This window comes from Methylobacterium brachiatum, assembly GCF_900113845.1.
GTDB classification, from domain to species: Bacteria; Pseudomonadota; Alphaproteobacteria; order Rhizobiales; family Beijerinckiaceae; genus Methylobacterium; species Methylobacterium brachiatum.
Genome location: NZ_FOQW01000007.1, coordinates 68,461 through 94,915, shown reverse-complemented (window position 1 = coordinate 94,915; position 26,455 = coordinate 68,461). Strand labels below are relative to the sequence as shown.

Below are 26,455 nucleotides of genomic sequence, written 5' to 3'. Positions count from 1 at the left end.
CCAAGCGAGAGCGCAGGCGTGGGCGCCCGACGGCGCGAGTCCCTCCGTCGCGAACTGGTCCGCCTGCCCGAGGAATTTCATGGCCGACATCCCCCCGAACGAGCCCGCCGAGTATGGCGCGGAATCGATCCGCGTGCTGAAGGGCCTCGACGCCGTCCGCAAGCGCCCCGGCATGTATATCGGCGACACCGACGATGGCTCGGGCCTCCACCACATGGTCTACGAGGTGGTGGACAACGCCATCGACGAGGCCCTGGCCGGCCATGCCGATCTCGTCACCGTTCAGCTCAACGCCGACGGCTCGGTCACCGTGTCCGATAACGGCCGCGGCATCCCGACCGACATCCACAAGGAAGAGGGCGTCTCGGCGGCCGAGGTCATCATGACCCAGCTGCACGCGGGCGGTAAGTTCGACCAGAATTCCTACAAGGTCTCCGGCGGCCTGCACGGCGTCGGCGTCTCCGTGGTCAATGCGCTCTCGTCCTGGCTGAAGCTCCGGATCTGGCGCAACGAGATGGAGCACGCCATGGAGTTTCGCCACGGCGATGCCGTGTCGCCGCTCAAGGTCGTGGGCCCCGGCAACGGACGGCGCGGCACGGAGGTGACCTTCCTGCCCTCCACCGACACCTTCACGATGATCGAGTTCGATTACGGCACGCTGGAGAAGCGGCTGCGCGAGCTCGCCTTCCTCAATTCCGGCGTGCGCATCGTGCTGACCGACGCGCGCCATGCCGAGCACAAGCGCGAGGAGCTGTACTACGAGGGCGGCATCGAGGCCTTCGTCCGCTACCTCGACCGCTCGCGCAAGCCGATCGAGGGCATGTCCAGCCCCGTGGTGGTCCGCGCCGAGCGTGAGGGCATCCGGGTCGAGGTCGCGTTCTGGTGGAACGACTCGTTCAACGAGACGGTCCTGCCGTTCACCAACAACATCCCGCAGCGCGACGGCGGCACGCATATGGCGGGCTTTCGGGCGGCGCTCACGCGGCAGATCACCGGCTACGCCGATTCGTCGGGCGTCTCGAAGCGCGAGAAGGTCTCGCTCACCGGCGAGGATTGCCGCGAGGGCCTGACCGCGGTCATCTCGGTGCAGGTGCCGGATCCGAAATTCTCGTCGCAGACCAAGGACAAGCTGGTCTCGTCCGAGGTCCGTCCCGCCGTGGAGAACGTCCTCAACGAGGGCCTGTCCACCTGGCTCGAGGAGAATCCGCAGCAGGCCCGCTCGGTGATGGGCAAGGTCGTGCTGGCGGCCTCCGCCCGCGAGGCCGCCCGCAAGGCCCGCGAGACCGTGACCCGCAAGGGGGCGCTGGACATCGCCTCGCTGCCCGGCAAGCTCGCCGACTGCCAGGAGCGCGACCCGTCGAAATGCGAGATCCTGCTGGTCGAGGGCGACTCGGCCGGCGGCTCGGCCAAGCAGGGCCGCGACCGGGCGTTCCAGGCGGTGCTGCCGCTGCGCGGCAAGATCCTCAACGTCGAGCGCGTGCGCGCCGACCGGATGCTGTCCTCGGTGGAGATCGGCACGCTGATCACGGCGCTCGGCGCCGGGATCGGCCGCTCGTCCACGGACCGCGAGGGCTTCAACCCGGAGAAGCTGCGCTACCACCGCATCATCATCATGACCGATGCCGACGTGGACGGCTCGCACATCCGCACCCTGCTGCTGACGTTCTTCTTCCGCCAGATGCCGGAGCTGATCGACCGCGGCCACCTCTACATTGCCCAGCCGCCGCTCTACAAAGCCGAGCGCGGGCGCAAGGCGATCTACCTCAAGGACGAGCGCGCCCTCGAGGATTACCTGATCGATCAGGGCACCGACGGGGCGATCCTGCGGCTCTCGACCGGCGCCGAGTTCACCGGCCCGCAGCTCAAGAGCCTGGTCGAGGAGGCGCGCGGCTTCCGCAACGTGCTCCAGGGCCTGCACACCCGCTACGACCGCTCCGTGGTCGAGCAGGCCGTGCTCGCCGGGGCATTCGACGCCGAGGCGGCCACGCGGCCCGGCGAGGCCGAGGTGCTGGCCGACATGACCGCGCGCCGCCTCGACCTGATCGCCGACGAGATCGAGCAGGGCTGGCAGGGCGAATCCCACGAGGGCGGCTATCGCCTCACCCGGACGCTCCGCGGCGTTAAGCAGGTCGCCACCCTGGATGCCAGCCTGATCTCGTCCCAGGAGGCCCGGCGCCTGTCCGAGCGCGCCGATGCGTTCCGCGAGATCTACGGCGAGCCCGCCACGCTGATGCGTAAGACCGACGAGACCGTGCTGCACGGGCCCGTCGCCCTGTTCGAGGCGGTGATGGCCTTCGGCCGAAAGGGGCTTCAGCTTCAGCGCTACAAGGGCCTGGGCGAGATGACCGCGCAGCAGCTCTGGGAGACGACGCTGGACCGCGAGGTGCGCTCGCTGCTGCAGGTGAAGGTCAAGGACACGACCGACGCCGACGACCTGTTCGTCAAGCTGATGGGCGACGTGGTCGAGCCGCGGCGCGAGTTCATCCAGGACAACGCGCTCAGCGTCGCCAACCTGGACGTGTAGCGCCCGCTACGACGCGCCCCGCTCGGGCAGCCGCATCAGCGGCTCGCCCATGCGCAGGCGGGTTCCCTCCTGCAGATCCGGCATCAGGGTGAGGCCGGGCGGGGCCAGGACCACGATGGTCGAGCCGTGCTCGAACCAGCCCATCTCCGCGCCCTTCTCCAGGCGGGCGGTGCAGGGCAGGGGCCGGCCGGCGGTGCGGCGCAGGGCGACGCCCTCCGGCAGGAAGCCGAGGCGCAGGCCGGCCACCAGGATCGCCGCCACTGGCACCAGGGTCACGGCGTGGCCGGCGATCCGAAGGCGCAGTACGGCCCGCTCGTTGCGGCAGAACAGGGCCTCGACGCGCTTCAGCGCGATCGGGTTCACGTTCCAGGTATCCCCCCAGATATGGCGGACCGATTCGACCCGGAGGTCGTGGGGCGCGTGGAAGCGGTGATACATCCCGGCGGTCAGCCGCAGGGTCGCGTAGGCGCCGCCCTCATGGGCGCGGGCAAGATCCGCATCGCCCCCGAGCAGGTCGGCCAGGCTGTAGGACAGGCCCTTGATCTGGAGCAGCCGGCCCGCCTCGATCCGGCCATGCGCACCCAGGATCGCGTCGCTGGGGCTGACCAGGACGGTTGGATCCCGGGCGATCGGTCGGGCACTGGGGCGCAGCGCGCGCACGAAGGCGGCGTGGAGGCTCGGGAATCGGGTCTCGGCGGCGTCGCTGAGGTCGACGTCGCAGAACAGGCGCCAGGTCGCGATCGAGACGTCGCGCACCAGCGGCTGCTCGATCCGGCTGAACCAGCCCATGAACCTCGTCGCCAACCGTCGCGGCAGCCGGTTGGTCAGCAAAAAATTCAGATCCTCCTGGGCGCCGACCTGCGCCAGGGCGCGCCGCAGCCACGATCCCGCCGAAACCGTCATCATGCCGTGAACCGCCTCCGATACGGCGTGGGGCGATGTCCGCACTCCTCGCCACCCTGTCCGCCACAGCCGCAGCCGCGGTGATCGCTTTGCCGAAGGCCGCGCAGCGCCTTCACTTGTCCCGGGCCAAGCATCCGTCCCTGACCGGGCACGCCCGGATGGCCCGGCGGGTGGCGGGGCTGATCCCGCACTACGCCTATTCCGAGCGCGCCTTCTTCCGCTCCGACGATCCGGACGAGACGGTGGCGCTGCGCCGGGAGAACGGCTTCGCCCGGCTGGCCGAACTCTACCGCACGCGGTTCGCCCGCACCCGGGCCGAGACCGACGCGGTGCGCGACGGGCTCTCGGACCTTCAGTTCACCGGCCTGTACCGGGTACCGTTCCAGTATGCCGGGCACGTGCGCGCGCATCTCGGCGCCGGGGCCTTCGCGGCCGCGTCGGAGGGCGTGACCGTCACGGATCTCGATGGCAACGTCTTCTACGACCTGGCTGGGTCCTACGGGGTCAACCTGTTCGGCGTCGATTTCTACCGCGCCTGCCTGGAGGCGGGGGCCGCCAAGGTCGCCGCCCTCGGGCCCGTGCTGGGGCCGCTGCACCCGGTGGTCACCGGCAACGTCGCGCGGCTCAAGGTGCTGTCGGGCCTCGACGAGGTCTCGTTCCACATGTCGGGCACCGAGGCGGTGATGCAGGCGGTGCGGCTCGCCCGCTACCATACCGGCCGGCGCCGGATCGTGCGGTTCTGCGGCGCCTATCACGGCTGGTGGGGCGAGGTGCAGCCGGGCATCGGCAACCCGGTTCCGACGCGCGATACGCTCACCCTGGCCGACATGTCCGACCGGACGCTGAAGGTCCTGGCCAGCCGGCGGGACGTCGCCTGCGTGCTGGTCAATCCGCTCCAGGCGATGCACCCGAACGCCGGTGCGCCGTCCGATTCGGCGCTGGTCGACAGCGGCCGCAAGGCGTCCTTTGATCGCGCCGCCTACACGACATGGCTGAAGGCGCTGCGCGCGGTCTGCACGGCGAACGGCATCGTGCTGATCCTCGACGAGGTGTTCCTCGGCTTCCGCCTCGCCCAGGGCGGTGCGCAAGCGTATTTCGACGTCCGCGCCGACCTGGTGACCTACGGCAAGACCCTGGGCGGCGGCCTGCCGGTCGGCGTGCTGTGCGGCCGGTCCGACCTGATGCGGCGCTTCCGGGACGACCGCCCGGTGGACATCTGCTTCGCCCGCGGCACCTTCAACGCGCATCCCTACGTGATGGGTGCCATGAGCGCGTTCCTCGACCGGCTCGAGACGCCGGAGGTCGCCGCCCTGTACCGCGACCTCGACGCCACCTGGGACGCCCGGGCCGCGCGGCTCAACGCCCTGCTGGCGGAGGCCGAGCTGCCGGTACGGGTGGCGAACATGTCCACGGTCTGGACGGTCCTCTACACGCGGCCGTCGCGCTACAACTGGATGCTGCAATTCTACCTGCGTGCCGAGGGGCTGGCCCTGTCCTGGGTCGGGACCGGCCGGATGATCTTCAGCCTCGCCTACGACGACGCGGCGTTCGAGGCGGTCGCCGCCCGCTTCGTGGCGGCGGCGAATGCCATGCGGGCCGATGGCTGGTGGGAGGGCGGCGCCCCGACCGACAAGGCGATCCGCCGGGCGATCCTGCGCGAGGTCGCGGCGGTCCGGCTCGGCAAGCTGGGCGCCCGTCTCGGCCTCCGGGCGCCCGACCGGGCCTGATCGGGGTTTTCGGAGGGCTCAGGGCCCTTCGGCGGTGCCGTCGCCGGGCTCTGCCCTGCATCCGCACAAGGTCGAGGACCTTCTGGAACCGGGACATGTCCGGCATCGCCGAGCCGGGGGCTCCCCCGGTCCCGGCGATGCCGAAGGTCTCAGGCGCCGCGCTCGTGCGGCTCGTGCTCTTCGTTGAGCTCGCCGTGGAGCAGGGCCAGCGGCGCCTTGTGGTAGAGCTTGATGTCGTGGAACGGGTCCGTGAGGATCTTGGTCGCCCAGACCAGGCCGGTCTGCACGTCGCGGACGAAGAACAGCTGCACGGTGCGGAACAGCAGGCCCGCGCCGGCCAGCCACAGCCAGATCCAGCCGACGTTGCGGATCAGGTCGGCGGTCGTCTGGTGCGGCTCGAGCAGGCCGAACAGGCTCGGATCGAAGTAGAGCGGCAGCGGCGACAGCGCCCAGATCGCCAGCAGCACGATCTTGCGCTGGAGATTGTAGCCGACCTTGATCTCTTCCTTGTGCTCGTGCGTCGCGTTGTTGACGTGGTCGTAGCCCTTGGGCTCGAAGAACAGGTGGCCGGCCTGCCGGCTGGTCATCGCCACCAGCCATCCGACCAGCGCCGCCGTCGCGGGATCCTTGAAGGCCAGCGCGTAGGCCACCAGGAAGCTCACGGCACTGACCATGTGCAAGCTCTGGTTGATCCGGTTGTGGTGATAGTAGCGGTGGTCATCCCAGCGCTGGATGCGCAACGCCTCGATAAAGCTCGCCATGCCGTACGTCTCCGTTCGATCGTGGGTGGGCTGGTAGAAGGCGGGCGCGATCAGGCGTCGCGCTTGCGCAGGCGGATCAGGGAGAAATGGCCGAGCGGCGGCAGGGCGCGGCGCTCGACGACCTCCACCGGGGCGGTCGCCGCCCAGGCGGCGTAGCGCTCCCAGGAAAACTCGGTCCGCCATCCCAGGCGGCTCGTGATCGGCATGAGCGTGTGCTCGACCAGGCGGCGCAGGCCGCCCTCGGCGCCGATCCGCGTGGTGATGACGATCTCGCCGCCGGGGCGCAGGACCCGGGCGAACTCGTCGAGGGCGGCCTCGGGATTCGGCACCGCGGTCACGACATACTGGGCGACCACGACGTCGAAGGAGGCGTCGCCGAAATCGAGATGCTCGGCATCCATGACGGCGAGGCGCTCGACGTTGCGCAGGGCCAGCCGGGCGACGCGGCTGCGCGCCTTCTCCAGCATCGGCGCCGAGATATCGATCCCGACGATGCTGGCCGCCCGCCGGTAGGCCGGCAGGGACAGGCCCGTGCCGACGCCGACCTCGAGGACGCGCCCGCCGATCCGCTCGGCCGCGGCCGCCGCCAGGGTCCGGCCCTGGGCGAAGACCGGGCCGAACACGAGATCGTAGACCGGCGCCCAGCGGCCATAGGCCTTGGCGACGCCGTCGCGATCGAGGTCGGGGCCGAGCGTCGCCGCCCGCGGTGAACCGGTGCTCTGCGTTCCGAGGGCCATGAGGGTCCTGTCTCTCGCTGTCTGTCAGGCTGAGGCACCCGGCCGCCGGCCGCATCGCGGGCCGAGGGATCCGGGATTCAGGGGGTGACCGGGCTCAGGCCCGGACCGGGATCACGCTGGGTTCGGGCACCGCCGCACGGCTGGGTCGTGACGCCGGTTCCGGCGGCGCCGATCCGCGGGCGGGAAACACATCGGAGCGGCCGCATCGGCTGGCTGAACGCGGTCGATCCGCCGATGACATCACAGACATCGTGCGGGCGCGATCAGACGAAACGGCGGCGCCGGAGGCGCAAAGCTAAGCGGAACGTCATCGGCCCCACACCGTTTCTCCGCGGCGATCTTTCCGCCGGCAAAACTATGATTGTCGTTTGACGATGTTGTGACATCACAAAAGGGTCTTTTACGGAAATCCGCTTCGCTGGCAAAGCATTGGCCATGCAACAACACGGATCGAGACCCCGATCGTCTTTGGAATCTCGTTCGGCACCCGGATGCGACGCCCCCGATACGGTCGCGCCGATGCGGGCTTCACCGGCCCGGACCGGCGGCAGGTCTCGTTCACGATGATGCGAAACGCCGGGCCGGACATCTCAGCGGTCGGCCGGGCTTGCGCTATGGTTCGAATACCACAGTGCTGGCGGACGGTTTGTCCGACATCTTCTCGCCCTGTTGTCGACGAGATGTTCCCCGGTATCGGTTGAAGACCATGGCGCCGTTTCGCGCCGAAGGAGTGTTTCGCGTGATCGAACAAATGCGGCGTATGACCCTGGCTGTGGCGGCGATCGCCGGGCTCGCCGGAATGGCCGGTGCGGCGGAAGCCGCGCAGTGCGGCAACACGGCGGCGGGATTCGAGGCCTGGAAGCGGGAATTCGCCCAGGAAGCGCGCGGCAAGGCCAGCGCGGCGAGCCTGGCGGCCCTCGAGGGCACCAGCTACTCCACGGCCACGATCTCGGCCGATCGCGGCCAGCGCAGCTTCAAGCTGTCCCTGGAGCAGTTCCTCGCCAAGCGCGGCGGTCCGACCATCGTGTCGAAGGGCCGTCAGCTCAAGCGCACCAACGCGGCCCTGTTCGATTCGATCGAGCAGCGCTACGGCGTCCCCCCGGGGCCGCTCCTGGCGATCTGGGGCATGGAGACAGGCTTCGGCGCGGTCCGCGGCAACGTCAACACCCTCTCGGCGGTGGCGACCCTCGCCTACGATTGCCGCCGCTCCGAGTACTTCACGGACCAGCTCTACGCGGCGCTGACCCTGGTCGACCGCGGTCTGCTGTCGCCGAGCACCCGCGGCGCGGCGCACGGTGAGGTCGGCCATACCCAGTTCCTACCCAAGAACGTCCTGACCTACGGCACCGGCGATCTGAACAATGTCGGCGCCGCCCTTTCGTCGACCGCGAACTTCCTGAAGGCGCATGGCTGGCGCGCCGGCGCGGGCTATCAGCCCGGCGAGCCGAACTTCGCGGCGATCCAGGGCTGGAACGCCGCGTCGGTCTACCAGCGGGCCATTGCGCAGCTCGGAAAGCAGATCGATAACGACTGAACATTGATCGATTGCGGATGAGACCAAGCATTCAGGCCTGAAATCTCTATCCGCCCGAAAATGGTCCCGATCGAACCGCAATCGACCACGTCGCCGCCGCAGAAAAGCCGGCCCGGCCCCGCTGATTCATCCCGGCGGGGCCGGCCGGCCCATCGATTCGCGTTGACGGCCTTCGGAGGCCGCAGCGCCGATGATCCGGCAGGCGCCCGCTCCGCGACGAGAGCATTGGCGCCCGCATGGCTATCGACTCCGTGCCGCTGGACGGCCCCACCCCCCGTACTGCGCGCCATCCCTATGCGGCGCCCCTGGCAGCCCTGACCGCCGCGGTGGCCCTCGCCGCCCTTGGAACCGGTCTCCCGCCTGCGGGACGTCCGTCCACGGACCTCCCGGCCGAAGCCGCCCCGCCGGTCGCGCAGCGCGAATCACCCGTCGAGTCCGAGACCCGCGCAGCCGACGCGGAAGCCCCGGCGCCCGAAGCCTGGCGCGATGCCATCGGCGGGCCCCTCTCACGCTGGGCGTGGACGCAGATCGAACCGCCCCTGCCGATCCCGGAGGCCGCGCCCGCCCCGGAGGTGCAACCGTCCGAGACCCCGCTTGCGGCCATGATCGTTCCGCTTCCCGTTCCGCGGCCGCCCGAATTCCGATCCACCCGCGGCCCCGATCTCGCCCGCAGGGCCGAGCGGCGGATCGCCCGCCGCGAGCCCGTGCCGGTGCCGGTGCAGCCCCGGGAGGACGACCGCTCGTTTCTGGAGAAGTTGTTCGGCGTCGAGCGCGCCCCCGGGCTCGCCTATGCCGCCCTCGAGAGCAGGCCCGCGGATCTCGTGCCGCAGCGGCGCATCTCGCCGCCGCTCGCCCCGACCGATGCGCGCCCCACGGCCGGCACCGCCGTCTACAACATCGCGGCGCGGGTCGTGATCTTGCCGAGCGGCGAGCGCCTCGAAGCCCATTCCGGCCTCGGCGAAGGGTTTGACGAGCCGCGGATGGTCAATGTGCGGATGCGCGGCCCGACGCCTCCGGGCACCTACGATCTGAAGGAGCGGGAGCAGCTGTTCCACGGGGTGCGGGCGATCCGGCTCACCCCGGTCGGCGGCAACGAGGCGGTCTATGGCCGCGACGGCCTGCTGGCCCATACCTACATGCTCGGCCCGCGCGGCGATTCGAATGGCTGCGTCTCGTTCCGCGACTACGACCGATTCCTGCAGGCGTATCTGCGGGGCGAGGTCCAGCGCCTCGTCGTCGTTGCGGGGACCCAGGATCCGCTTCCCAGCCTCGCCATGGGCTCGGCGCGCACCCAGATGGCCCGGAACGGCAACTGAGCTTCGCCCGACCGAAGCTCCACACGTCCGCCTCCGATCAGACGAATCAGCGATCGGCACCCGAGCGTTCCGCCTGCAGCAGGGCTTCGACCGCGCCGACGAAGCGGGCCCGGGCGTCGGGCCTGGCCGCATCGAGATACGCCGCGACGAGCTTGAGCAGATAGCTCTCCGTCTCGTCCCCAGTACCGTAGAAGGCCGAGACGGGCAGCCCCAGGGCGTCCGAGATATTGCTCAGCCGATCCCGGGACACGGCCGCCGGCTTGTCGGACCCCTGCCTCATGAAACCGTCTCCCGATGCCCCGTCCGGGCGAGGCTGGCATACCGTATCCAGGCTTTACGTCGCGCGTTCAACGCACCTTTGTGCCGCGGCCCACTATAGAGGTCCATAACGCGGGCGATATCCATAATAACAACCGGGCAACGCGATCGTCCAACCCGGTTATTTTGCACCATCATGGTTCGATATGACTACGGGTCGCCTTCCGGCCGATCCACCGCAACGTCGGATAAGGAGCCCCCGAGCCGGAGAGCGCTTCGATCCGACGGATCGGTTTGCCTGTCCCCGTCGGCCCGGGGTCAGATCCCGAGGCGGCCGATCGCCGGCAGCTTGATCCCCGGCCGGCGCAGGTCGATCCCGGCCACGCCACCCAGCAGGTTGAGCTCAAGCCCCTCGACCCAAGCAAGCGTCAGGCCGAGATAGCCGCCGAGATTGATCCGGATTCCCGTGCCCGACGGCGTCCAGCCGATCCAACGGCCGTCATAGGGAAAGTCCTTGCCGATCGCGGTGGCCGGCAGGCTCGCCCGCATCTCCGGCACCGCGGCCATGACGGCCGCGACGAAGGTGTTCGAGTTCGGGCCCGGCCAGACCACGTAATCGCCCGGACTCGCGTAGCGGTACTCGGCCACCGCCTTGCGGATGCGCGGGACCATCGCCTCGGCGTCGGGCCCGTCGGCCGCGAAGACGATCTCCGGGGCGTTCCCGAACCAGCGCCCGTCGGGAACGAAGCGGTCGATCCAGATCGGTTGGCCCCAGGCCGTGTAGTCGAAGCGGCGATAGCGGCGCTCGCCGCTGCCCTTGATCACGATCCAGCTATGGGTCGCGACGATGCCCCGCCAACTCACGGTGCGGGCGGAGAAGATCCGCACGACGGCATCGGGATGGGATTCGGCCGGCGGGAGGAGACCGGCGCTGGACCGGTCGGCCGAGCGCCAGTCGCCGTCGGCACGCAGCCAGTACAGCGTCGCCGAGACCGCGACCGGCACGAGGAAGAGGAGGACGAGCGCGAGGAGCGCGAACCTGATCAGGGACACGAAGCGGGCCGGGGCGTGACGGGGGACGGGCCGGATTTAGGGACGGCAAACCGCGGTTCACATGCGGCCGAACGGTGCAGCTCGGCTCAGACTTCGCGCGACAGCGCGTCGAGGAACAGTGTCGTGGCGAGAAGGTCGGCGCAGCCCCCCGGGCTCAGGCGCGCCGCCACGAAGCCGCGATGGATCGCGACGGCGCGGTCGCGCCAATCGGGGGCGGCGATCCCCCCCGCTTCGAGAAAGGCCGTGGCGGCGTCCCGCGCCCGGGTCAGCCCGTCCGCACCGCCGCGGTGGAGCAGGTTGGTGTCGTCGAGGACGGCCAGGAGCGCGAAGAAGCACTGCACCCGGGCGGCCTCGGGATCGTCCGGCGCCTGGACTCTCCCGAGGCGCAGCGCCGGCAGGCCCACGGCGCGGATGGTCGGAAATCCTTCGGCCGCCTCCGCGCTGGCACCGCCGACGCCGTAGCGGCGCGCGGCCCGTCCGCCATGGCTGTCCGCCGAGGCTGGCGCGCCTGCGATGGCCCGGCCCCACAGACGCGCCACAGCCTCGGCCCGCACTTCTGCCGAAGCGGGGACCGGTCCGGCCACGCCCGCGCCGGCGCAGATGAGTCCGAGCGAGAAGATGGCGCCGCGATGCGCGTTGACGCCACCGGTCGCCGCCAGCATCGCGGCCTCGGCCCTGAGGCCGATCGCCCGGAGCTCGTCCATCCCGGCCTCGCGCCTGCCGGCGGCCACGAGCGCGGCGAAATAGGGCCGGATCGCCGCCGCGCTGCGGCGCAGCGTGCCCGCATCCATGTCGTGGTGGCTGCCCGAATCGACCGGGCTGACGAGACCCGGCTTGGGCCAGGTTTCCAGTTCGTCGATCAGCGCCGCCTGGGCGAGGTCGGCGACGCGCTCGGCCCAGAGATCCGACGCGGGGAGGGTATCCTGGAGGCCGAGGTCAGAAATGCGGCCTCTCCGGCGCAGCATCGTGGATCGGGATGCGCGGGGCTGCGCAATCCCCGGGAGCAGCGGCGGGCCAAGGCTCCGGCTGGGCTTGCTGCTACGCAGCTCCAACCCGGCCGTCAAATGAGCGGCGCTGCAGCGAGGCCGATGCGTCAGAACGATCCGACGAAGCGATCTGGCAGCTGCCAGAGATCCGGCACCTGCGCCCAACTCTTGCGCTCGATCGCGTCGGCGAACACCCGCTTGGTCGTCTCGAACAGCTCCTCGCCGCGGCGCAGCTGAACGGGTCTGCGCGCAAGTCCGGCGATGTCCGTTTGAATATGGTCCAGGAACGCCGCCGGCGGGATGACGTGATGCGAGTCTGGGATTCCGACCGGCGCGGCGGCGTTGCGCTTCTTCTGGCGCTCGAACAGGATGTCGTTGTCGCAATGGGCCAGGTGGAACAGGAACAGATCGTCGAATGTCGGCCGATGATCGTGGACCACGCAGTGGAAGCCGATATGCCAATCCGTCCGCTTGGAGATGAGCGTCGCCTTGCAGAGAGATGAGATGGGTCGGACAAAGCCCCTCTGAAGCGAGACGGGGCGCTGCAGGTCGATCGGCGCCTCGCCCTCGACGTGGCGGACATCGGAACCGAACAGGTCGAGGACCGGCGGCACGTCGCGCTCCGCGACGTATTGGGACAGCGTCGGCGCGACATCCGGATCGACCACGGCCAGTTCATCGGCATCGGTGAACAGCACGGCTTTGAACCCGATGAACAGCGAAGCACAGAAATCCCGGATCGTGTTCACGCGCTCCCATTCGTCGAGCGGTGTTCTCGGCAGCCGGATCAGGTTCGCGTTGATCCCGACGGTGGAACCGTCGTTAGAGCCGTGATCGAGAACGTAGCAGTTCTCGGCCCCGACCTGCCGCTCATAGTGCCGGAGCCAGAGCGGCAACATCGTCGCTTCGTTGTACGCCATGGTGACCACGGCGAGCGGCCTCTTCTCCAACGGTCGTTTTCCTTCGCGACGGCATTTTGCTAACCCGCCGCCATCGTACGCGGCAGGACGCTAATCAGGAGATAAGCTGGACATGGAGCGAGCGCCGCAACTTCTGCGATCCTTGAGCAAGGACGCACGGATCATCGAGATCGGCCCCAGCTTCAATCCCCTTGCCCCGAAGCGCGACGGTTGGAACACGATCGTGGTCGATCACGCCTCGCGCGAGGAGCTGCTCCAGAAGTACCACGACCAGACGATAGACCGGATCGAGGCGGTCGACATCGTCTGGACGGGCGGTTCCCTCGCCGATGCGGTCCCGCCCGAGCAGCACGGGACGTTCGACGCCTTCATCGCCAGCCACGTCATCGAGCACACGACCGACATCGTGACCTTCCTGCGCGCCGCGGAGACGCTGCTCAAGCCGGATGGCGTCGTGATCCTGGCCGTGCCGGACAAGCGCAAGTGCTTCGACTTCTACCGCCCGCTCTCCGGCACCGCCGACGCGATCACGGCCTTCCTCGAGCGGCGCGACCGGCACACGCTGCGCACGCATATCGACTACGCCCTGAACATGGCGTTGAAACCCGGCGGGGCCGGGGCCTGGGCCGCGACCGACGTCCAGCCGGCCGAACCGGTCAATCCGTTGACCGACGCGCCGCAATGGCATGCCGCCGCCGAGCGCCCGGATTATACCGACGCGCATGCCTGGGTGTTCGTGCCGTCGAGCTTCAGCCTGATGATCCTGGAATTGTCGCTGCTCGGCTATCTGGATCTCAGGGTCGAGGAGCTCCAGGAGCGGCACGCGACGGAATTCTTCGTGTGGCTGCGCAAGGGTGCTGCGCGGCTCTCCGCCGACGAGTCCAGGCGTGAACGCACCGCGCTGATGCAGCGCGTGATCGTCGAACTCGCCGACCAGGCGCGCCAGCTGCCGGACGGTCCGCTCAGCGAATCGGCAGCCCTCCTCCGCGACCGGCTGCTGAGGGCCGAGTACCGCACGCAGGCCCTGCAAAGGGTCCTCTCGGCGGTTCAGGCCAGCCTCGGCCGGTTCGGCCTGAACCGCCGCCGCTTCCGGCAGCTGATCGCGCTGGCGGGCCAGGGCGTCCCGGCGAATGCGCTGGCGCCGATCCAGCACCACATTCTGCTGAACGAGACGACGAAGATCCTCAACCGGCGGAAGGGGCCCGACGACGTGACGGCAGCCGCCGAGGACGACCCGGCCCTGGCCGAGAACGCCGTCCTTATCGTTCCGCTCGGCGCGGCGCAGTTCCGCGACCCGCTGCTGGCCGCCGAATTGCTGCGCGAGCGCCAGCGGTCGCTCGCCGTGCGGGTCGTGCTCGAGGCGGTCGTGAACAGCCTGCGCGCCCGGTCCTGGGACAAGGAGCGGTTCAAGGCGATGATCGCGAAGGCCGCCCGGGAGACGCCCACCGTCGGGCCGGAGGCGGTGCGCCACGCCGTGCTGGCCGAGGAGAGCCGGAAGGTCCTCGGCGTGCCGCGCGCCTGAGGGTTCACCGCGCCGGCGGCTCCCAGATCGCGAGGGCGGAGGCGTCCACGGGGCGGGGCAGGAGGCCTTCGGCCCGGAAGGTGTCGGCGATCGTCTGCTGCTCGGACAATCCCGCCCGGGTGACCGGCTCCACCCGGTAGCTGCGGCGCGCGTTCGCCCGCAGGATCACCTCGGGCTCGATCTTCCAGAGGGGCGCCAGGCGCGCCGCCGCCTCGTCCGGCTGGGCCTTCACCCAGGCGCCGGTCTCGGCCAGCTGACCGAACAGGGCGGCGAGCACCGGGCCGTTGGCGGCCACGTAGGGATCGGCCGCGAGATAGTAGCGCTTGTACAGCGACAGCCCGGCGCCGTCGCGCAGGACCCGCGCGCCGGATTGCTGCCGGGCCGCGGAGAGGAACGGATCCCAGGCGACCCAGGCCTCGACGCCGCCGCTGGTGAGCGCGGCCCGGCCGTCGGCGGGCGTCAGGTAGGCCGGGGTGATGTCCTTGAAGGTCATGCCGGCCTCGGCAAGGGCGGCGAGCAGCAGGTAATGGCTGCCGGCCCCCTTGGTGACGGCGACCCGCTTCCCGCGCAGGTCCGCGACCGCCTTGGCAGGCGAGGCTTCGGGCACCAGGATCGCCTGCGCGTCCGGGGAGGGCGCCTCCTGGGCGATGTAGGTGATCCGGGCGCCCGCCGCCTGCGCGAAGATCGGGACGGTATCGGCCACGTCGGCCGAGACGTCGATCTGCCCGGCATTGAGGGCCTCCATGATCGGAAGCCCGCTGGTGAATTCGTGCCAGGACAGACCGGTCCCGAGCGGCGCCAACGCCTTCTCCAAGTTGCCGTTCTGGCGCAGCAGCGCGATCAGCGTCGAGGACCGCTGGTAGCCGATGCGCAGCGTCGTAGCCGCCCGGGCGGCGCGCAGGGGCGTGACGAGGGCGGCGGCGGCAAGGCCGGCGAGCAGGCTTCGGCGGGTTTCGGGCATCGTATCATCCGGGGCGAGGGCGCTTGCTGCACCCTACCACCCGGTGCGCGCCTCCGGGGCAAGCGGCCGGTGTGACGCAGCCGGCCGATTCCGATCAGGTCGCCTGGCCGAGGATCTCCAGGATCGTCCGGCGCAGCCGGACGAGGTCGGGATCGTCCCGGTGGCGCGGGTAGGGCGCCTCGACCGGCAGCTCGGCCCGGATCGCGGCCGGGCGGTCGCCCAGCACGATCACGCGTTCGGCCAGGATCAGCGCCTCCTCGACATCGTGGGTGACCAGCACCGCCGTGAAGCGCTTCTCCTGCCAGAGCCGCAGGATCTCGGCCTGCATCGCCAGCCGGGTCAAAGCATCGAGCTTGCCCAGGGGCTCGTCGAGGAGCAGCAGGCGCGGCTCGTTGACCAGCGCCCGGGCCAGGGCCGCCCGCTGCGCCATGCCACCGGAGAGCTGGTGCGGATAGGCGTCCGCGAAGCCGGACAACCCGACGAGCCCCAGCGCCCGGTCGATGCGCGCCGCGCGGGCGGCGCGGCCGACGCCCTGGGCCTCGAGCCCGAGGGCCACATTCCCGCGCACGGTTCGCCACGGGTACAGGGTCGGATCCTGGAACACGAGGAGCCGGGACGGGTCCGGCCCCTCGACCAGCTGCCCATCGACCGTGATCGCCCCCTGATCCGGCGGCTCCAGGCCGGCCACAAGCCGCAGCAGGGTGGACTTGCCGCAACCCGAGGGTCCGAGGAGCGCCACGAAACCGCCCGGCGCGACGGTGAGGCTGACCCGGTCGAGCACCGGCAGGGGCGCACCGCGGATGTCGAAGGCGTGGCTGACCGCCTCCACCTGCAGGCTGGCTCCGAGGGCCTGGTCGATCGCTTGTTCCTGCGTCGCGGCTACCATTGCACCAGCCCTTTCTGCCAGGCGAGGAGCCGGTCGCGCAGGCGGAACAGCAGGGTGATCAGCGACGAGCACATCAGGGCCATCACGATCAGCGCCGCGTACATGTTGGCGTAGGCCGCCCAGCCCTGGGCCCATTGCAGGTACCAGCCCAGCCCCGACTTCACGCCGAGCATCTCGGCCACGACCAGCACCGCGAAGGAGCCGCCGAGCCCCATGAAGAGCCCGACGAAGACGTGCGGCAGCGCCGCCGGGATCGCCACACGCAGGATCAGGAAGGCGCGCGAGGCGCCGAGCGTCCGCGCCACGTCGAAATAGGCCTTGTTGACGCCCGCCACCCCGGACCAGGTCAGCACCGTCACGGGAAAGCCGGTGGCGAGGGCGACCAGGAAAGTGCTCGCCGACCACGAGGACGGGAAGACGAAGAAGGCCAGCGGGAGCCACGCGGTCGCCGGAAGCGGCCCGACGAAGCGCAGCAGCGGATGGGCCCAGTAGCCGACCGCTCTGAAGGTCCCGATCGCGACCCCGAGCACGAAACCCAGCCCCGCCCCGAAAGCGTAGCCGCCGGCCAGCAGGATCAGCGAGTTCAGCGTGCTGCCGCCGAGCTTCAGCCAATCGTCGAGGAATACCTCCAGGATCGCCTGGGGTGGCGGGAAGAACGGCATCGGCAAGAGATCGAACTTCGCCGTGACCAGCTCCCAGGCCAGCAGGGCGACGGCCAGAGCCACCAGCCACGGGCTCCAATGCCGGAGTCGCGAACCGGCGGTCCCGAGCCGCCCGGCGGCCAGCCCCAGCGGCAGCAGCACCAGGCCGACAAGTCCGGCGCCCTGCGCGAAGAAACCCGTCCGCGGGAAGTCGCCCGCCTCCGGCAGTTCGAGGGTCGCGCCGGCCAGGACCAGCCAGGCGAAGCCGGCCGTGAGGATACCCCAGGACGGAATAGGCAGGCGCGTGACGACGGTGCTGCTGCGCGGGGCCGTGCCGGCGGTGATGCTTCCGGACATGAGGCGCCTCAGCTCAGCACGTCGGCGTAGATCCGCTCGGCGAACTTGGCCGTGTCGGTCGAGCGCTTGAGAACGTTCACGAGCTTCAGCTCGTCCCCGTAAAGGGCGAGCTGCTGCTTGAGCCGGCCGCCGACCGGGCTGTCGCCGTGCTGCTGGTTGCGCAGCATCGCGGCGAGATCGCCGATCGAACCCTTGCCGCCATATCCGGCGAACGCCTTCGCGGCCGCCTCGGGGTTCTCGTGGACGGCGTGCCCGCCCTCCAGGATCGCCCGGGTCAGCGCGGCGGCGACCGCCCGATCGTTCCGCAGCAGGGTGCCGCGGACCGCCACGACGCAGCAGGTTCGGTCGGCGTATTCCCCCGCAAGGTTGGTCGAGATCTCGGTGAAGCGCGGATCCTTCAGCCAGATCCAGGTGCGCGGGTCGCCATCGGCCAGGGCCTGGGCCTCGCCCTTCTCAACGGCGAGGTTCAGGAGCTCAGCCGGGTATTGGCGCCATTCCACGCCGTTGTCCGGGTCGATCCCGGCCTTGGCGAGCAGCAGGCTGAAGAAGTTCTTGGCCGGGCTCGCCTGATCGCTGATCGCGACGGTCTTGCCCTTCAGGGACGCGATGTCGGTGATGCCGCTGGCCTTGTCGGCCAGGAGACGCAGGCAGCCGCCATGCACGCCCGCGGTGATCTTCACGTCGAAGCCCTGCTCCAGGGGCTTGAGCCAGCGCAGGGCCATACCGATCCCCGCATCGGCCTTGCCGGTGGCGATGGCCTCCAGCAGCGCCTCCGTGGAGCCGCCGAAATTGACGAATTCCACATCGAGACCGTGCCGGGCGAAGATGCCCTGCTCCTTGGCGACCGGGGCGGCGGCGGTGCAGATCGCGGTGGCGTTCCAGGCGAGCTTCACCGGCCGCAGCGGGGCCGCAGGAGCCTCGGCCGCCACGGGCCGGCAGAGGGGACCGGGATCGAACGGCGCGCCCGGCCCGGGCGCCCAGGCCTGGCTCGCACCTAGGCCGAGGCCGAAGGGCGCGGCCATCGCGGCGGCGCCGGCGCGCAGCAGCAGGCGGCGCGAGGGCATCCGGGCCGAATCTTGCTGTCCCGGATGTGACGGGTCGTCAATCATCGCACGTCTCCGGGCCGCGCGACCGCGCGGCGTTGTGGTCCGGCGCAGGACGTGGCCCGGCCATGTGGCCGAGCCCATCATGCATCCTCATATTCGGTAAATGATCCGTCGAGGGATCCACAGAACGAGTATTCGGTCGCACCGGCGCAGAGTCAACGAAAGCGTCTTCTGATCTTTTCTGGCACTCGGAAAAGTTCTTCGCTTGCTTGGCTCGTCGCCCGGGACGATCTGCGTTCCGCAATCAGGCCGAGCCGACGCGGTACTGGCGCGGCGGCTCGGTGCCGTTCACCGCGAAGGCGCCGACGATCCGGTCCCGGTAGATCCGGGGATTGTGCGACGCGATCGTGCGGGCGTTGCGCCAGTAGCGATCAAGGCCGAGCCCCTGCTTGACCGCCGAGGCACCCAGCGCGTCGAACAGGATGGTGGTCGCTTCGAGGACGAGATTGGTCACGACGGTGACCGCCTGGTTGACCTCGACATCCGCCAGGGCCGTGGCGCGCTCCGCCTCGGGACCCGGCGCGTCGCGGTGCAGCTCATAGGAACGTTGCAGCGCCTCGGCCGCCTTCAGCGCCACCGCACCGGCCGCGTAGGCGTTGCCGCGCACCCGGCCGACCACGGCCAGGATCTGCGGATCCTCTGCGGTGCGTCCGGCATTGCCGTGGCTGTAGACACGGTTCCGCTCGGCGACCAGGCGCCCGACATCCTCGGCCGCGGCGCGCCCGATCCCGGCGAGCGTCGCGAGATGGACCAGCTGGAAGAACGCCATCGCGTAGGGGAAGCGCGCCGGATCGGGCTTGATCAGGTCGGGCGACAGGACGACGTCCTCGAACCGGATCGTGCCGCTCGCGGTGAGCGCCTGGCCGAACCCGTCCCAATCGTCCACGATCTCGACGCCCGGCGCCCGGGTCGGGACCGCCGCCGTCAGGGCGTTGCCGTCCTCGTCATCGGCGGAGAGGTGGATGTAATCCGCAAACAGCGAGCCGGTGGTGTAGAACTTCTTGCCCGACACGACCCGCTCGGCGCCGCGGCGGCGCACCACCGTGTCGAACTGGCCGACCTTGGCGGGGCCGGTCTCGGAGACGCCGCTGCCCACCGTCGCGCCGGCGGCGATCCTGACGATCCAGCGGGCGCGCCAGTCCGGGTCGGTCGAGCCGAGCACGTCCTCGGTGAAGCCGAAATGGGCCCGCAGCGCGTTGGTGACGTTGGAATCGGCCTGCGACAGCTCGATCAGCAGGTTGAACAGCTCGGGCAGGCTGGCCCCGTGACCGCCCGCCTCCACCGGCAGGCGCAACGTGGTGAAGCCGGCCTCCTTCAGCCAGCCAATCTCCGCATGCGGCAGGCGGTGCGTGCGGTCGCGCTCGACCGCCGTGGCCCGGATCTCGGCGAAGGTGGGCCGGAAGCGCGCGGCCAGTTCCTCGTAACGCTCACTCGGGCCAGCGCCCCAACCCGCATCCCGCTGCGTCATCGCCCGAAGCTTCCCATCCTGATCGTCGCGGCCGATGCCGGAAGGCGTTCGGCGCGAGACCTATGGATTCGCCAAGTCGAGCTGTGATCTCAAGCGGCAATGCGAGGAAAACGACCCGTGTCGATCGATTTGGAACCGCGATCTCTTCGCGCACTACTGTGCGAACAGGTGTTTCTCAACGTCTGCTCTTTCAAGAAACAACGTTCTCGTCGAAAAGCGACGCGGTGGGCGCAGGGCGGCATCTTCGAGAGAGACGCGCTCCCGAAGCGGCCCGCCGGGACCGCCGGACGAATCGTCTCGCGATACGCGGTCGGCGATGTGCCGACCGGGGTGATCGCGCCCGCTACCAGCTCGGCAGCACGGTGCTGCCGAACGTCTTCTCGATGAACGCCTTGACCTCGGGGCTGCGATAGCTCTCCACCAGCGCCTTCACCCAGGGCTGGTCGCGGTCGGCTTCCCGGACCGCCAGGAGGTTCACGTAGGGGCCCTTCGGCTCCTCCTTGAGGATCGCGTCCGAGGGTTTCAGGCCGGCGGGCGTGGCGAAATTGGTGTTCACCGCCGCGGCGTCGACATCGTCCAGCGACCGGGGCGTCTGCGCCGCGTCGACCTCGATGAACCGGAGCTTGCGCGGGTTCTCGACGATGTCGGCGACCGTCGGCTTGAACCCGGTGCCGGCCTTCAGCTTGATCACGCCCTTGTCCTGCAGGAGCAGGAGCGAGCGGCCGCCATTGGTCGGGTCGTTCTGAATCGCGATCGTGCCGCCATTCGGCACCGCGTCGAAGCTCTTGTGCCGTTTCGAGTAGATCCCGAGCGGGAAGTTCACCGTCGGGGCGACGCCGACGATCCTGTAGCCGCGATCGGCCTTCTGGTTGTCGAGGAAGGGCTGGTTCTGGAACGAGTTCGCCTCGATCTCCCCGGCCGACAGCGCCTCGTTCGGCACCACGTAATCCGAGAACTCGATGATCTGCAGGTCGAGCCCATTGCGCGCCGCGACGGGTTTCGCCGCCTCCAGGATCTGCCCGTGCGGCCCCGGCGTCGCGCCGATGCGGACGCGCTTCAGGGGCTCCGCGTGCCCGATACCGGGCAGCACGAGGAGGGCGGCAAGCACCAGGCGACGCAACATGGCAGGCGGTCTCGCGATTTCAGGGGCGAACGGGTCTGCGGCTCAGCTCTGGCGGTGGCGCCGGTTGAGGCGGCGCGCGAGGCGCTCGCCGGCACTCTGGAACACCTGCACGAGCACGATCAGGACGACCACGACCGCGAGCATCATGTCGGGCCGGAAGCGCTGGTAGCCGTAGCGGATGCCGAGATCGCCGAGACCGCCGCCGCCGACCGCGCCGGCCATGGCCGAGTAGCCCACGAGCGACACCACCGCGAGGGTGAGCCCTAGGACGATGCCCGGCAGCGCCTCCGGGATCAGCACCTTGCGGATGATCTGGGCCGGGCTCGCACCGAAGGCCCGGGCGGCCTCGACCAGACCGTGATCGACCTCGCGGATCGCCGCCTCGACCAGCCGCGCGATGTAGGGCGTGGCCGCCACCGTCAGCGGCACGCTGGCGGCGTAGGTCCCGATCGAGGTGCCGGCCACCAGCCGGGTGAACGGGATGATCGCCACCACCAGGATGATGAAGGGCGTCGAGCGCGTCGCGTTAACGATCACGCCGAGGGCGGCGTTGAGGGCGGGCGCGGCCAGCAGCTCGCCGCGCTGGCTCGTCGCCAGGAACACGCCGAGCGGCAGGCCGAGCAGCGTGCCGATGACGGAGGCGAGCGCCACCATGGTCAGCGTATCGGCGGTGGCCTGGACCAGCAGGTTGATCAGCTCAGGCGACACGGGCGGCCCCCTGGGCGGCGTCTTGAGCGGCGTCTTGGGCCGGCGGCAGATAGCCGAGGAAGTCGGCCGGGATGCCGAGGGCGGCGAGATAGGCCTGGGCCCGGGCGGTGACGTCCGGTCCCGGCGACAGGCCGACGGCCAGGGAGCCGAAGCGCTGGCCGCCGATCTCGTCCACCGCGCCAGCCAGGATCACGGCCTCGATCCCGGTCTCGCGGGCGAGCCGGGCGATGATCGCGGTGTCGGCCTGCGCCCCCCGCAGCGACAGGCGCAGCACCGGCGCGCCGCCGGGCCGCGGATCGGCGGAGATCCGCTCGGCGAGGCCGGCCGGCAGGTCGAGCCCGACCTCGCCCGCGAGCAGGCTGCGGGTCACCTCGGCCTGGGGCCGGGTGAACACCTCGTAGACCGTGCCGCGCTCCACGATCGCGCCGCGGTCGATCACCGCCACGTCGTCGGCGACCGCCCGGATCACCGACATCTCGTGGGTGATGAGCACGATGGTCAGGCCGAGGTCGCGGTTGATCCGCTTCACCAGGGCCAGGATCGAGCGCGTCGTCTCCGGATCGAGGGCGGAGGTGGCCTCGTCGGAGAGCAGCACGTCCGGCTCGGTGGCAAGCGCCCGCGCGATGCCGACGCGCTGCTTCTGACCGCCGGACAGCTCCGCCGGGTAGCGGCCGGCCTGCGCCTCAAGCCCGACGAGGGCGAGCAGTTCCGCGACGCGCGCCCGGATCGCCGCGCGTTTCCAGCCCGCAAGCTCCAGCGGCAGGGCGACGTTGTCGGCGACGTTCCGCGAGGACAGCAGGTTGAAGTGCTGGAAGATCATGCCGACCCGGGCCCGCACTTTCCGCAGGTCCCGCTCGGACAGGCTCGACACCTCGGCATCGCCGACCACGACCCGGCCGGCGCTCGGCCGCTCGAGGCCGTTGATCAACCGGATCAGCGTCGACTTGCCCGCGCCGGAGCGCCCGATCACCCCGAGGACCGTGCCGGCCGGGACCGCAAGGTCGATCCCCGAGAGCGCCGAGACGAGCGCCGCGCCCTTCCGCGCCGGATAGGTCTTCGAGACGTTCTCGAACCGGATCAACGGCGTGCTGGCGGGTTCGCTGGACGGCGGCAGGGTGGACACAGCCTGTGGGTGCTCCTCGAGCGGGACCGGTGGGTCCGCAATGCTATCGGGTGATCCGCAAGCGATCTGTATGACGGCCGACGCCGAGAGCGGTCAAGGAAAGGCGGGCACATAGTTTCCCGGCTCCAGAGAACGTTTTTTTGTGTTTCGCAATTCAGGTAGAATATTTTTCCGGCCAGGATCGCCGATTGGCCTTGGCCCAGGGCGAGTGCGCAAAACCCAATTCCGGGGGACTCACCGCGTGCGGAAGTCTCCATCCTTCATCCTGTCGCATGAGGAGAAGGTCTGTTCTTCGAAGCGCCGCGAATTCGAAACCTTGTTTCATTGATCGCCCGACGCCCGCGGGCTTCAATAATGGTCACGCGCTCCCGCAGCCGCCGAACCCAGGATTCCGGTTCCGGCGTGCACGACGCCGGGCGCTCACCGACCGGAGTCCACGATGATTGACGATACGCCCGCAGGACGGTCCCCGTCCCGCCGGACGCTCCTCTTGGCCGGCCTGGGCGCGGCGGCGCTGCCCTTCGCGTCGCCTCCGGCGCGTGCGGCAGCACGCGAGGTGAAGATCAGCATGCAGCGCTCCTCGGTGCTGTTCACGATCCTCAAGGTGAAGGGCACCCTGGCCGAGCGCCTGGCGCCGCTCGGCTTCACGCCGACCTGGCACCTCTTCACCAACGTCGTCGAACCGATGAATGCCGGCGCGGTCGACATCCATGCCGACGTCGCCGACGCGGTGCCGATCTTCACCCAGTCGGCGCGGGCGCCCCTGACCTTCTACGCCCGCGAGCGCGGCGCGCCGGCCGCCGAGGCGATCATCGTGCCGGCGGATTCGCCGATCCGCACGGTCGCCGACCTCAAGGGGCGGACGGTGGGCGTCTCGCGCGGGTCCGGCAGCCACTACGTCCTGGCCGCGGCCCTGAAACGGGCCGGCCTCGGCTTCGACGACATCCGGCCGGCCTATCTCCAGGCGCCCGAGGGGGCGGCCGCCTTCGAGCAGGGCAGCCTCGATGCCTGGTCGATCTGGGACCCGTTCCTGGCCTTCGCCGAGGCCAAGCGGCCGGTCCGCACGATCGCGGACGGGTCCGGCCTGACAAGCTACCACCGCTACTACCTCGTGAACGACAGCTTCGTCGCCGCCCATCCGGAGGTGGTCGCCACGGTGTACCGGGCGCTGGTCGAGGCGGGGCAGTGGGCGAAGGCCAACTCGGAGGCAGCGGTGGCGCTGCTCGCCCCCGTCTGGGGCGACCTGCCCCCCGCCGTCGTGGCGGCGGCCAATGCCCGGCGCACCTACCTGGTGGAGCCGGTGGAGCGGGGGCAGCTCGGCGAGCAGCAGGCGATCGCCGACACCTTCCTCGACGCCAAGCTGATTCCGCGCCGGATCGACGCCACCGACGTCCCGGTCTGGACGCCGCCGGCGGTCAAGGGCTGAGACGATGGCCGACGCACCCCGTTTCGGCATCTGGGCCGCCGTCCACGGCTCCCGGGCCGCCCATCACGATCCCGACGAACCGGACGACGCGAGCTGGGAGCGCAACCGCGCCCTGGTGCTGGAGGCCGAAGCCCTCGGTTTCGATTCGGTGCTGGTCGCCCAGCACACGATGAACCCCTATGACGAGAACCGCGACCAGCTCGAAGCCTGGACCGCCGCGGCGGCTCTGGCGGCCCTGACCCGGCGGATCGAGATCATCGCGGCGATCAAGCCGGGCCTGTACCACCCGGTGGTGCTCGCCAAGATGGCGCTCCAGATCGAGCATGTCAGCGGCGGCCGCTTCGCGCTGAACCTCGTGAATGCCTGGAACCGGGCCGAGTTCGAGCGGGCTGGCCTGCCGTTCCCGGCCCATGACGACCGCTACGCCTACGGGCGCGAGTGGATCGCCCTCGTGGACCGGCTGATGCGCGGCGAGCTTGTGACCTTCGCGGGCGCGCATTTCCGGGTCCAGGACTATCAGCTCCGTCCGGCCGGCACCTGCCGGCCGCGGCCCCGGATCTATCTCGGCGGCGAATCCGAGCCGGCCCGGGCCCTGGCGGCCGATCACGCCGATATCTGGTTCATCAACGGCCAGCCGCTCGCGGATGTCCGCGGCCTGATCGCCGACGTCGCAAGCCGTCCCGCGGCCAACGGGCCGCTGCGCTACGGCCTCTCGGCCTTCGTCATCGCCCGCGAGACCGATGCGGCGGCCGAGGCCGAGCACGACCGCCTCCTCGCCCTGGCACAGCGCGACGCGGCTCTGCGCGCCGACACCCGCGCCCGGACCGACACGGCGAGCGTCATGTTCGCCAAGACCGACGCGGCGGCGAGCCGCCATGTCGGCACCAACGGCGGCACCGCGGCCGGCTTGGTCGGCAGCTATGAGACGGTCGCGGCCCGCATCCGCGCCTTCCACGCGGCCGGTATCGACCTGTTCATGCTGCAATTCCAGCCGTTCGAGGCCGAGATGCGCCGGTTCGCCGAGCAGATCCTGCCGCGCGTTCGCTGAATCAGGGCTTCCGATGAGCGCGCGCCGCGAACTCCACCTCAACGTCAATCTGCTGCATGCCGGCGTCTATCCCTCGGCCTGGCGGCTGCCGGACAGCCGGCCGGACGCGTTCGTCGATATCGACCACTACGTGCGCGTCGCCCGCGTCGCGGAGCGCGGCAAGCTCGACGCGATCTTCCTGGCCGACACGCCGGCGATCAACGACCGGATCGATTACCGGCCGTTCATGGCCCTCGAACCGACCATCGTGCTGGCGAGCGTGGCCGCCGCGACCACCCATATCGGGCTGATCGCGACCGCGTCGACCAGCTACAACGAGCCCTACAACCTCGCCCGGCGCTTCGCGACGCTCGACCTCGTCAGCCGCGGCCGGGTCGGCTGGAACGTGGTCACTACGGCGGACGCCGCAGCCGGCCGCAATTTCGGCTTTGCCGGGGCCTCCGAGCACGGGGCGCGCTACGCCCGGGCCCGGGAATTCACCCAGGTCGTCCACGCCCTTTGGGACAGCTGGGAGGACGACGCGCTCGTGGGCGACAAGGCGAGCGGGCGCTTCGCCGACAGCGCCAAGGTCCATGCCATCGACCATCGCGGCACCCATTACAGCGTCGCCGGCCCGCTCACCGTGCCGCGCTCGCCGCAAGGGCGGCCCGTGACGGTTCAGGCCGGCGGCTCGGAGGACGGCCGCGACCTCGCCGCCGCCACCGCGGATGCGGTGTTCTCCCTGGCCCAGACCATCCCGGACGGCGCGGCCTATGCCGCGGATTTGCGCGCCCGGGCCGCGCGCTATGGCCGGGATCCCGCCGCGATCGTCGTGCTGCCGGGCCTCGCCACGGTGATCGGCGGCACGGAGGCCGAGGCGCGCCGGCGCCAGGACGAACTCTGGGAACTCGTGCCGATCGCGTACAGCCTCGCGCGCCTGGCCGGGACGCTGCGGATCGATCCCGACCGGCTCGACCTCGACAAGCCGCTGCCCGACCCGCTGCCGCTGCCCCCCGACGCCAACCACACGATGTTTCAGGGCACCGTCGCGCTCGCGAGGCGGGACAACCTGACGGTGCGTCAGCTCCTGCGCGCGCTGGGCGGCGGCGTCGGCCACCGCATCATCGTCGGCACACCCGAGCAGGTCGCCGACGACATCGAGGCCTGGTTCCGCGCCGGCGCCGCCGACGGGTTCAACCTGATGCCGGACGTGCTGCCGGACGGCCTCGAGACCTTCGTGGACGCGGTCGTGCCGATCCTGCAACGGCGCGGCCTGTTCCGGCGGGATTACGAGGGCACGACGCTGCGCGAGCATCTCGGTCTCGAACGGGTCGCCTGGACCCCGCCCGCCGGCCGCCGCTAGGGCGCGCATGACCGGCGCGGATGCC

The 26,455-nt window shown here is 70.3% G+C and carries 23 protein-coding genes; 8 read left to right on the top strand and 15 right to left on the bottom strand.

The annotated features are described in order from the left end of the window. The first annotated feature begins 79 nt into the window (after positions 1 to 79). The gene (gene gyrB / locus BMZ47_RS10315; RefSeq protein ID WP_007563907.1) at positions 80 to 2,524 is read left to right on the top strand and encodes a DNA topoisomerase (ATP-hydrolyzing) subunit B; all 2,445 of its coding nucleotides are present in this window, start codon (positions 80 to 82) and stop codon (positions 2,522 to 2,524) included. Between the two features lie 6 nt (positions 2,525 to 2,530). On the opposite strand, the gene asd is transcribed toward gyrB, so the two are convergent. Beyond that, positions 2,531 to 3,430: an archaetidylserine decarboxylase gene (asd, locus tag BMZ47_RS10310; protein ID WP_091861581.1), complete on the bottom strand. Its 900-nt coding sequence runs from the start codon at positions 3,428 to 3,430 to the stop codon at positions 2,531 to 2,533. Positions 3,431 to 3,462: 32 nt separating this feature from the next. On the opposite strand from asd, the gene BMZ47_RS10305 reads away from it, so the two are divergent. Continuing rightward, positions 3,463 to 5,154, top strand: a complete 1,692-nt coding sequence (locus tag BMZ47_RS10305) for an aminotransferase class III-fold pyridoxal phosphate-dependent enzyme (RefSeq protein ID WP_091861578.1) — start codon at positions 3,463 to 3,465, stop codon at positions 5,152 to 5,154. A 149-nt stretch (positions 5,155 to 5,303) separates the two neighbouring features. Here the strand turns inward: BMZ47_RS10305 and BMZ47_RS10300 are convergent, their stop codons facing one another. Together BMZ47_RS10300 and BMZ47_RS10295 are read right to left on the bottom strand one after the other, a co-directional pair. Further along, positions 5,304 to 5,915, bottom strand: a complete 612-nt coding sequence (locus BMZ47_RS10300; RefSeq protein WP_091861575.1) for a hypothetical protein — start codon at positions 5,913 to 5,915, stop codon at positions 5,304 to 5,306. A 50-nt stretch (positions 5,916 to 5,965) separates the two neighbouring features. Next, positions 5,966 to 6,652: a class I SAM-dependent methyltransferase gene (locus BMZ47_RS10295; protein WP_091861572.1), complete on the bottom strand. Its 687-nt coding sequence runs from the start codon at positions 6,650 to 6,652 to the stop codon at positions 5,966 to 5,968. A gap of 751 nt (positions 6,653 to 7,403) precedes the next feature. On the opposite strand from BMZ47_RS10295, the gene BMZ47_RS10290 reads away from it, so the two are divergent. Next, positions 7,404 to 8,186, top strand: coding sequence for a lytic murein transglycosylase (locus BMZ47_RS10290; protein WP_208601040.1), 783 nt, complete (start codon positions 7,404 to 7,406; stop codon positions 8,184 to 8,186). A 236-nt stretch (positions 8,187 to 8,422) separates the two neighbouring features. After that, positions 8,423 to 9,502, top strand: coding sequence for a DUF2778 domain-containing protein (locus BMZ47_RS10285; RefSeq protein WP_091861568.1), 1,080 nt, complete (start codon positions 8,423 to 8,425; stop codon positions 9,500 to 9,502). Between the two features lie 46 nt (positions 9,503 to 9,548). Here BMZ47_RS10285 and BMZ47_RS10280 read toward each other — a convergent pair whose 3' ends face one another. The 4 genes from BMZ47_RS10280 to BMZ47_RS10265 form a co-directional block, all read right to left on the bottom strand. Continuing rightward, positions 9,549 to 9,782: a hypothetical protein gene (locus BMZ47_RS10280; protein WP_007565640.1), complete on the bottom strand. Its 234-nt coding sequence runs from the start codon at positions 9,780 to 9,782 to the stop codon at positions 9,549 to 9,551. Positions 9,783 to 10,078: 296 nt separating this feature from the next. Next, entirely contained in the window at positions 10,079 to 10,813 is a 735-nt protein-coding gene (locus BMZ47_RS10275; RefSeq protein WP_091861565.1) for a DUF3750 domain-containing protein, read from the bottom strand. A gap of 86 nt (positions 10,814 to 10,899) precedes the next feature. After that, positions 10,900 to 11,778 carry a triphosphoribosyl-dephospho-CoA synthase MdcB gene (mdcB, locus tag BMZ47_RS10270; protein ID WP_091861561.1) on the bottom strand — a complete coding sequence of 293 codons (879 nt, stop codon included), beginning with the start codon at positions 11,776 to 11,778 and terminating at the stop codon, positions 10,900 to 10,902. A 128-nt stretch (positions 11,779 to 11,906) separates the two neighbouring features. Beyond that, on the bottom strand, positions 11,907 to 12,749 hold the full coding sequence (locus BMZ47_RS10265) for a glycosyltransferase family 2 protein (RefSeq protein ID WP_091861558.1): 843 nt from the start codon (positions 12,747 to 12,749) through the stop codon (positions 11,907 to 11,909). 112 nt (positions 12,750 to 12,861) lie between these two features. Here BMZ47_RS10265 and BMZ47_RS10260 point away from each other — a divergent pair, with 112 nt between their 5' ends. Next, on the top strand, positions 12,862 to 14,241 hold the full coding sequence (locus tag BMZ47_RS10260) for a class I SAM-dependent methyltransferase (RefSeq protein ID WP_244536785.1): 1,380 nt from the start codon (positions 12,862 to 12,864) through the stop codon (positions 14,239 to 14,241). 4 nt (positions 14,242 to 14,245) lie between these two features. Here BMZ47_RS10260 and BMZ47_RS10255 read toward each other — a convergent pair whose 3' ends face one another. The 8 genes from BMZ47_RS10255 to BMZ47_RS10220 form a co-directional block, all read right to left on the bottom strand. After that, a complete protein-coding gene (locus tag BMZ47_RS10255) occupies positions 14,246 to 15,202 on the bottom strand; it encodes an aliphatic sulfonate ABC transporter substrate-binding protein (RefSeq protein ID WP_007565646.1) in 957 nt (318 codons plus the stop codon). A gap of 94 nt (positions 15,203 to 15,296) precedes the next feature. Beyond that, entirely contained in the window at positions 15,297 to 16,088 is a 792-nt protein-coding gene (locus BMZ47_RS10250; RefSeq protein ID WP_091861551.1) for an ABC transporter ATP-binding protein, read from the bottom strand. Continuing rightward, positions 16,082 to 17,086, bottom strand: a complete 1,005-nt coding sequence (locus BMZ47_RS10245; protein WP_091861547.1) for an ABC transporter permease — start codon at positions 17,084 to 17,086, stop codon at positions 16,082 to 16,084. The genes BMZ47_RS10250 and BMZ47_RS10245 overlap by 7 nt, the downstream gene beginning before the upstream one ends. An 8-nt stretch (positions 17,087 to 17,094) precedes the next feature. Continuing rightward, positions 17,095 to 18,195: an ABC transporter substrate-binding protein gene (locus BMZ47_RS10240; protein WP_091861544.1), complete on the bottom strand. Its 1,101-nt coding sequence runs from the start codon at positions 18,193 to 18,195 to the stop codon at positions 17,095 to 17,097. 241 nt (positions 18,196 to 18,436) lie between these two features. Next, on the bottom strand, positions 18,437 to 19,660 hold the full coding sequence (locus BMZ47_RS10235; protein WP_091861541.1) for an acyl-CoA dehydrogenase family protein: 1,224 nt from the start codon (positions 19,658 to 19,660) through the stop codon (positions 18,437 to 18,439). Between the two features lie 343 nt (positions 19,661 to 20,003). Next, positions 20,004 to 20,783 (bottom strand): MetQ/NlpA family ABC transporter substrate-binding protein, encoded by a 780-nt coding sequence (locus BMZ47_RS10230; protein WP_091861538.1) that lies wholly within the window; start codon positions 20,781 to 20,783, stop codon positions 20,004 to 20,006. Between the two features lie 42 nt (positions 20,784 to 20,825). Then, positions 20,826 to 21,491 carry a methionine ABC transporter permease gene (locus BMZ47_RS10225; RefSeq protein ID WP_007565655.1) on the bottom strand — a complete coding sequence of 222 codons (666 nt, stop codon included), beginning with the start codon at positions 21,489 to 21,491 and terminating at the stop codon, positions 20,826 to 20,828. Further along, the gene (locus BMZ47_RS10220) at positions 21,481 to 22,614 is read right to left on the bottom strand and encodes a methionine ABC transporter ATP-binding protein (RefSeq protein ID WP_091861535.1); all 1,134 of its coding nucleotides are present in this window, start codon (positions 22,612 to 22,614) and stop codon (positions 21,481 to 21,483) included. The genes BMZ47_RS10225 and BMZ47_RS10220 overlap by 11 nt, the downstream gene beginning before the upstream one ends. A 439-nt stretch (positions 22,615 to 23,053) precedes the next feature. On the opposite strand from BMZ47_RS10220, the gene BMZ47_RS10215 reads away from it, so the two are divergent. The 3 genes from BMZ47_RS10215 to BMZ47_RS10205 are packed head-to-tail and all read left to right on the top strand — an operon-like array spanning position 23,054 to position 26,430. Next, positions 23,054 to 24,040, top strand: coding sequence for an ABC transporter substrate-binding protein (locus tag BMZ47_RS10215; RefSeq protein ID WP_091861532.1), 987 nt, complete (start codon positions 23,054 to 23,056; stop codon positions 24,038 to 24,040). A 4-nt stretch (positions 24,041 to 24,044) separates the two neighbouring features. Continuing rightward, entirely contained in the window at positions 24,045 to 25,088 is a 1,044-nt protein-coding gene (locus BMZ47_RS10210) for an LLM class flavin-dependent oxidoreductase (protein ID WP_091861529.1), read from the top strand. A 13-nt stretch (positions 25,089 to 25,101) separates the two neighbouring features. After that, positions 25,102 to 26,430, top strand: a complete 1,329-nt coding sequence (locus BMZ47_RS10205; RefSeq protein ID WP_091861525.1) for an LLM class flavin-dependent oxidoreductase — start codon at positions 25,102 to 25,104, stop codon at positions 26,428 to 26,430. Positions 26,431 to 26,455: the final 25 nt, after the last annotated feature.

Bases quoted from the DNA above. Each gene is read 5' to 3' on its own strand.
- gyrB (WP_007563907.1), top strand. From the start codon at position 80: ATGGCCGACATCCCCCCGAACGAGCCCGCCGAGTATGGCGCGGAATCG.
- asd (WP_091861581.1), bottom strand. From the start codon at position 3,430: ATGATGACGGTTTCGGCGGGATCGTGGCTGCGGCGCGCCCTGGCGCAG.
- BMZ47_RS10305 (WP_091861578.1), top strand. From the start codon at position 3,463: ATGTCCGCACTCCTCGCCACCCTGTCCGCCACAGCCGCAGCCGCGGTG.
- BMZ47_RS10300 (WP_091861575.1), bottom strand. From the start codon at position 5,915: ATGGCGAGCTTTATCGAGGCGTTGCGCATCCAGCGCTGGGATGACCAC.
- BMZ47_RS10295 (WP_091861572.1), bottom strand. From the start codon at position 6,652: ATGGCCCTCGGAACGCAGAGCACCGGTTCACCGCGGGCGGCGACGCTC.
- BMZ47_RS10290 (WP_208601040.1), top strand. From the start codon at position 7,404: ATGCGGCGTATGACCCTGGCTGTGGCGGCGATCGCCGGGCTCGCCGGA.
- BMZ47_RS10285 (WP_091861568.1), top strand. From the start codon at position 8,423: ATGGCTATCGACTCCGTGCCGCTGGACGGCCCCACCCCCCGTACTGCG.
- BMZ47_RS10280 (WP_007565640.1), bottom strand. From the start codon at position 9,782: ATGAGGCAGGGGTCCGACAAGCCGGCGGCCGTGTCCCGGGATCGGCTG.
- mdcB (WP_091861561.1), bottom strand. From the start codon at position 11,778: ATGCTGCGCCGGAGAGGCCGCATTTCTGACCTCGGCCTCCAGGATACC.
- BMZ47_RS10255 (WP_007565646.1), bottom strand. From the start codon at position 15,202: ATGCCCGAAACCCGCCGAAGCCTGCTCGCCGGCCTTGCCGCCGCCGCC.
- BMZ47_RS10250 (WP_091861551.1), bottom strand. From the start codon at position 16,088: ATGGTAGCCGCGACGCAGGAACAAGCGATCGACCAGGCCCTCGGAGCC.
- BMZ47_RS10245 (WP_091861547.1), bottom strand. From the start codon at position 17,086: ATGTCCGGAAGCATCACCGCCGGCACGGCCCCGCGCAGCAGCACCGTC.
- BMZ47_RS10240 (WP_091861544.1), bottom strand. From the start codon at position 18,195: ATGATTGACGACCCGTCACATCCGGGACAGCAAGATTCGGCCCGGATG.
- BMZ47_RS10235 (WP_091861541.1), bottom strand. From the start codon at position 19,660: ATGACGCAGCGGGATGCGGGTTGGGGCGCTGGCCCGAGTGAGCGTTAC.
- BMZ47_RS10230 (WP_091861538.1), bottom strand. From the start codon at position 20,783: ATGTTGCGTCGCCTGGTGCTTGCCGCCCTCCTCGTGCTGCCCGGTATC.
- BMZ47_RS10215 (WP_091861532.1), top strand. From the start codon at position 23,054: ATGATTGACGATACGCCCGCAGGACGGTCCCCGTCCCGCCGGACGCTC.
- BMZ47_RS10210 (WP_091861529.1), top strand. From the start codon at position 24,045: ATGGCCGACGCACCCCGTTTCGGCATCTGGGCCGCCGTCCACGGCTCC.
- BMZ47_RS10205 (WP_091861525.1), top strand. From the start codon at position 25,102: ATGAGCGCGCGCCGCGAACTCCACCTCAACGTCAATCTGCTGCATGCC.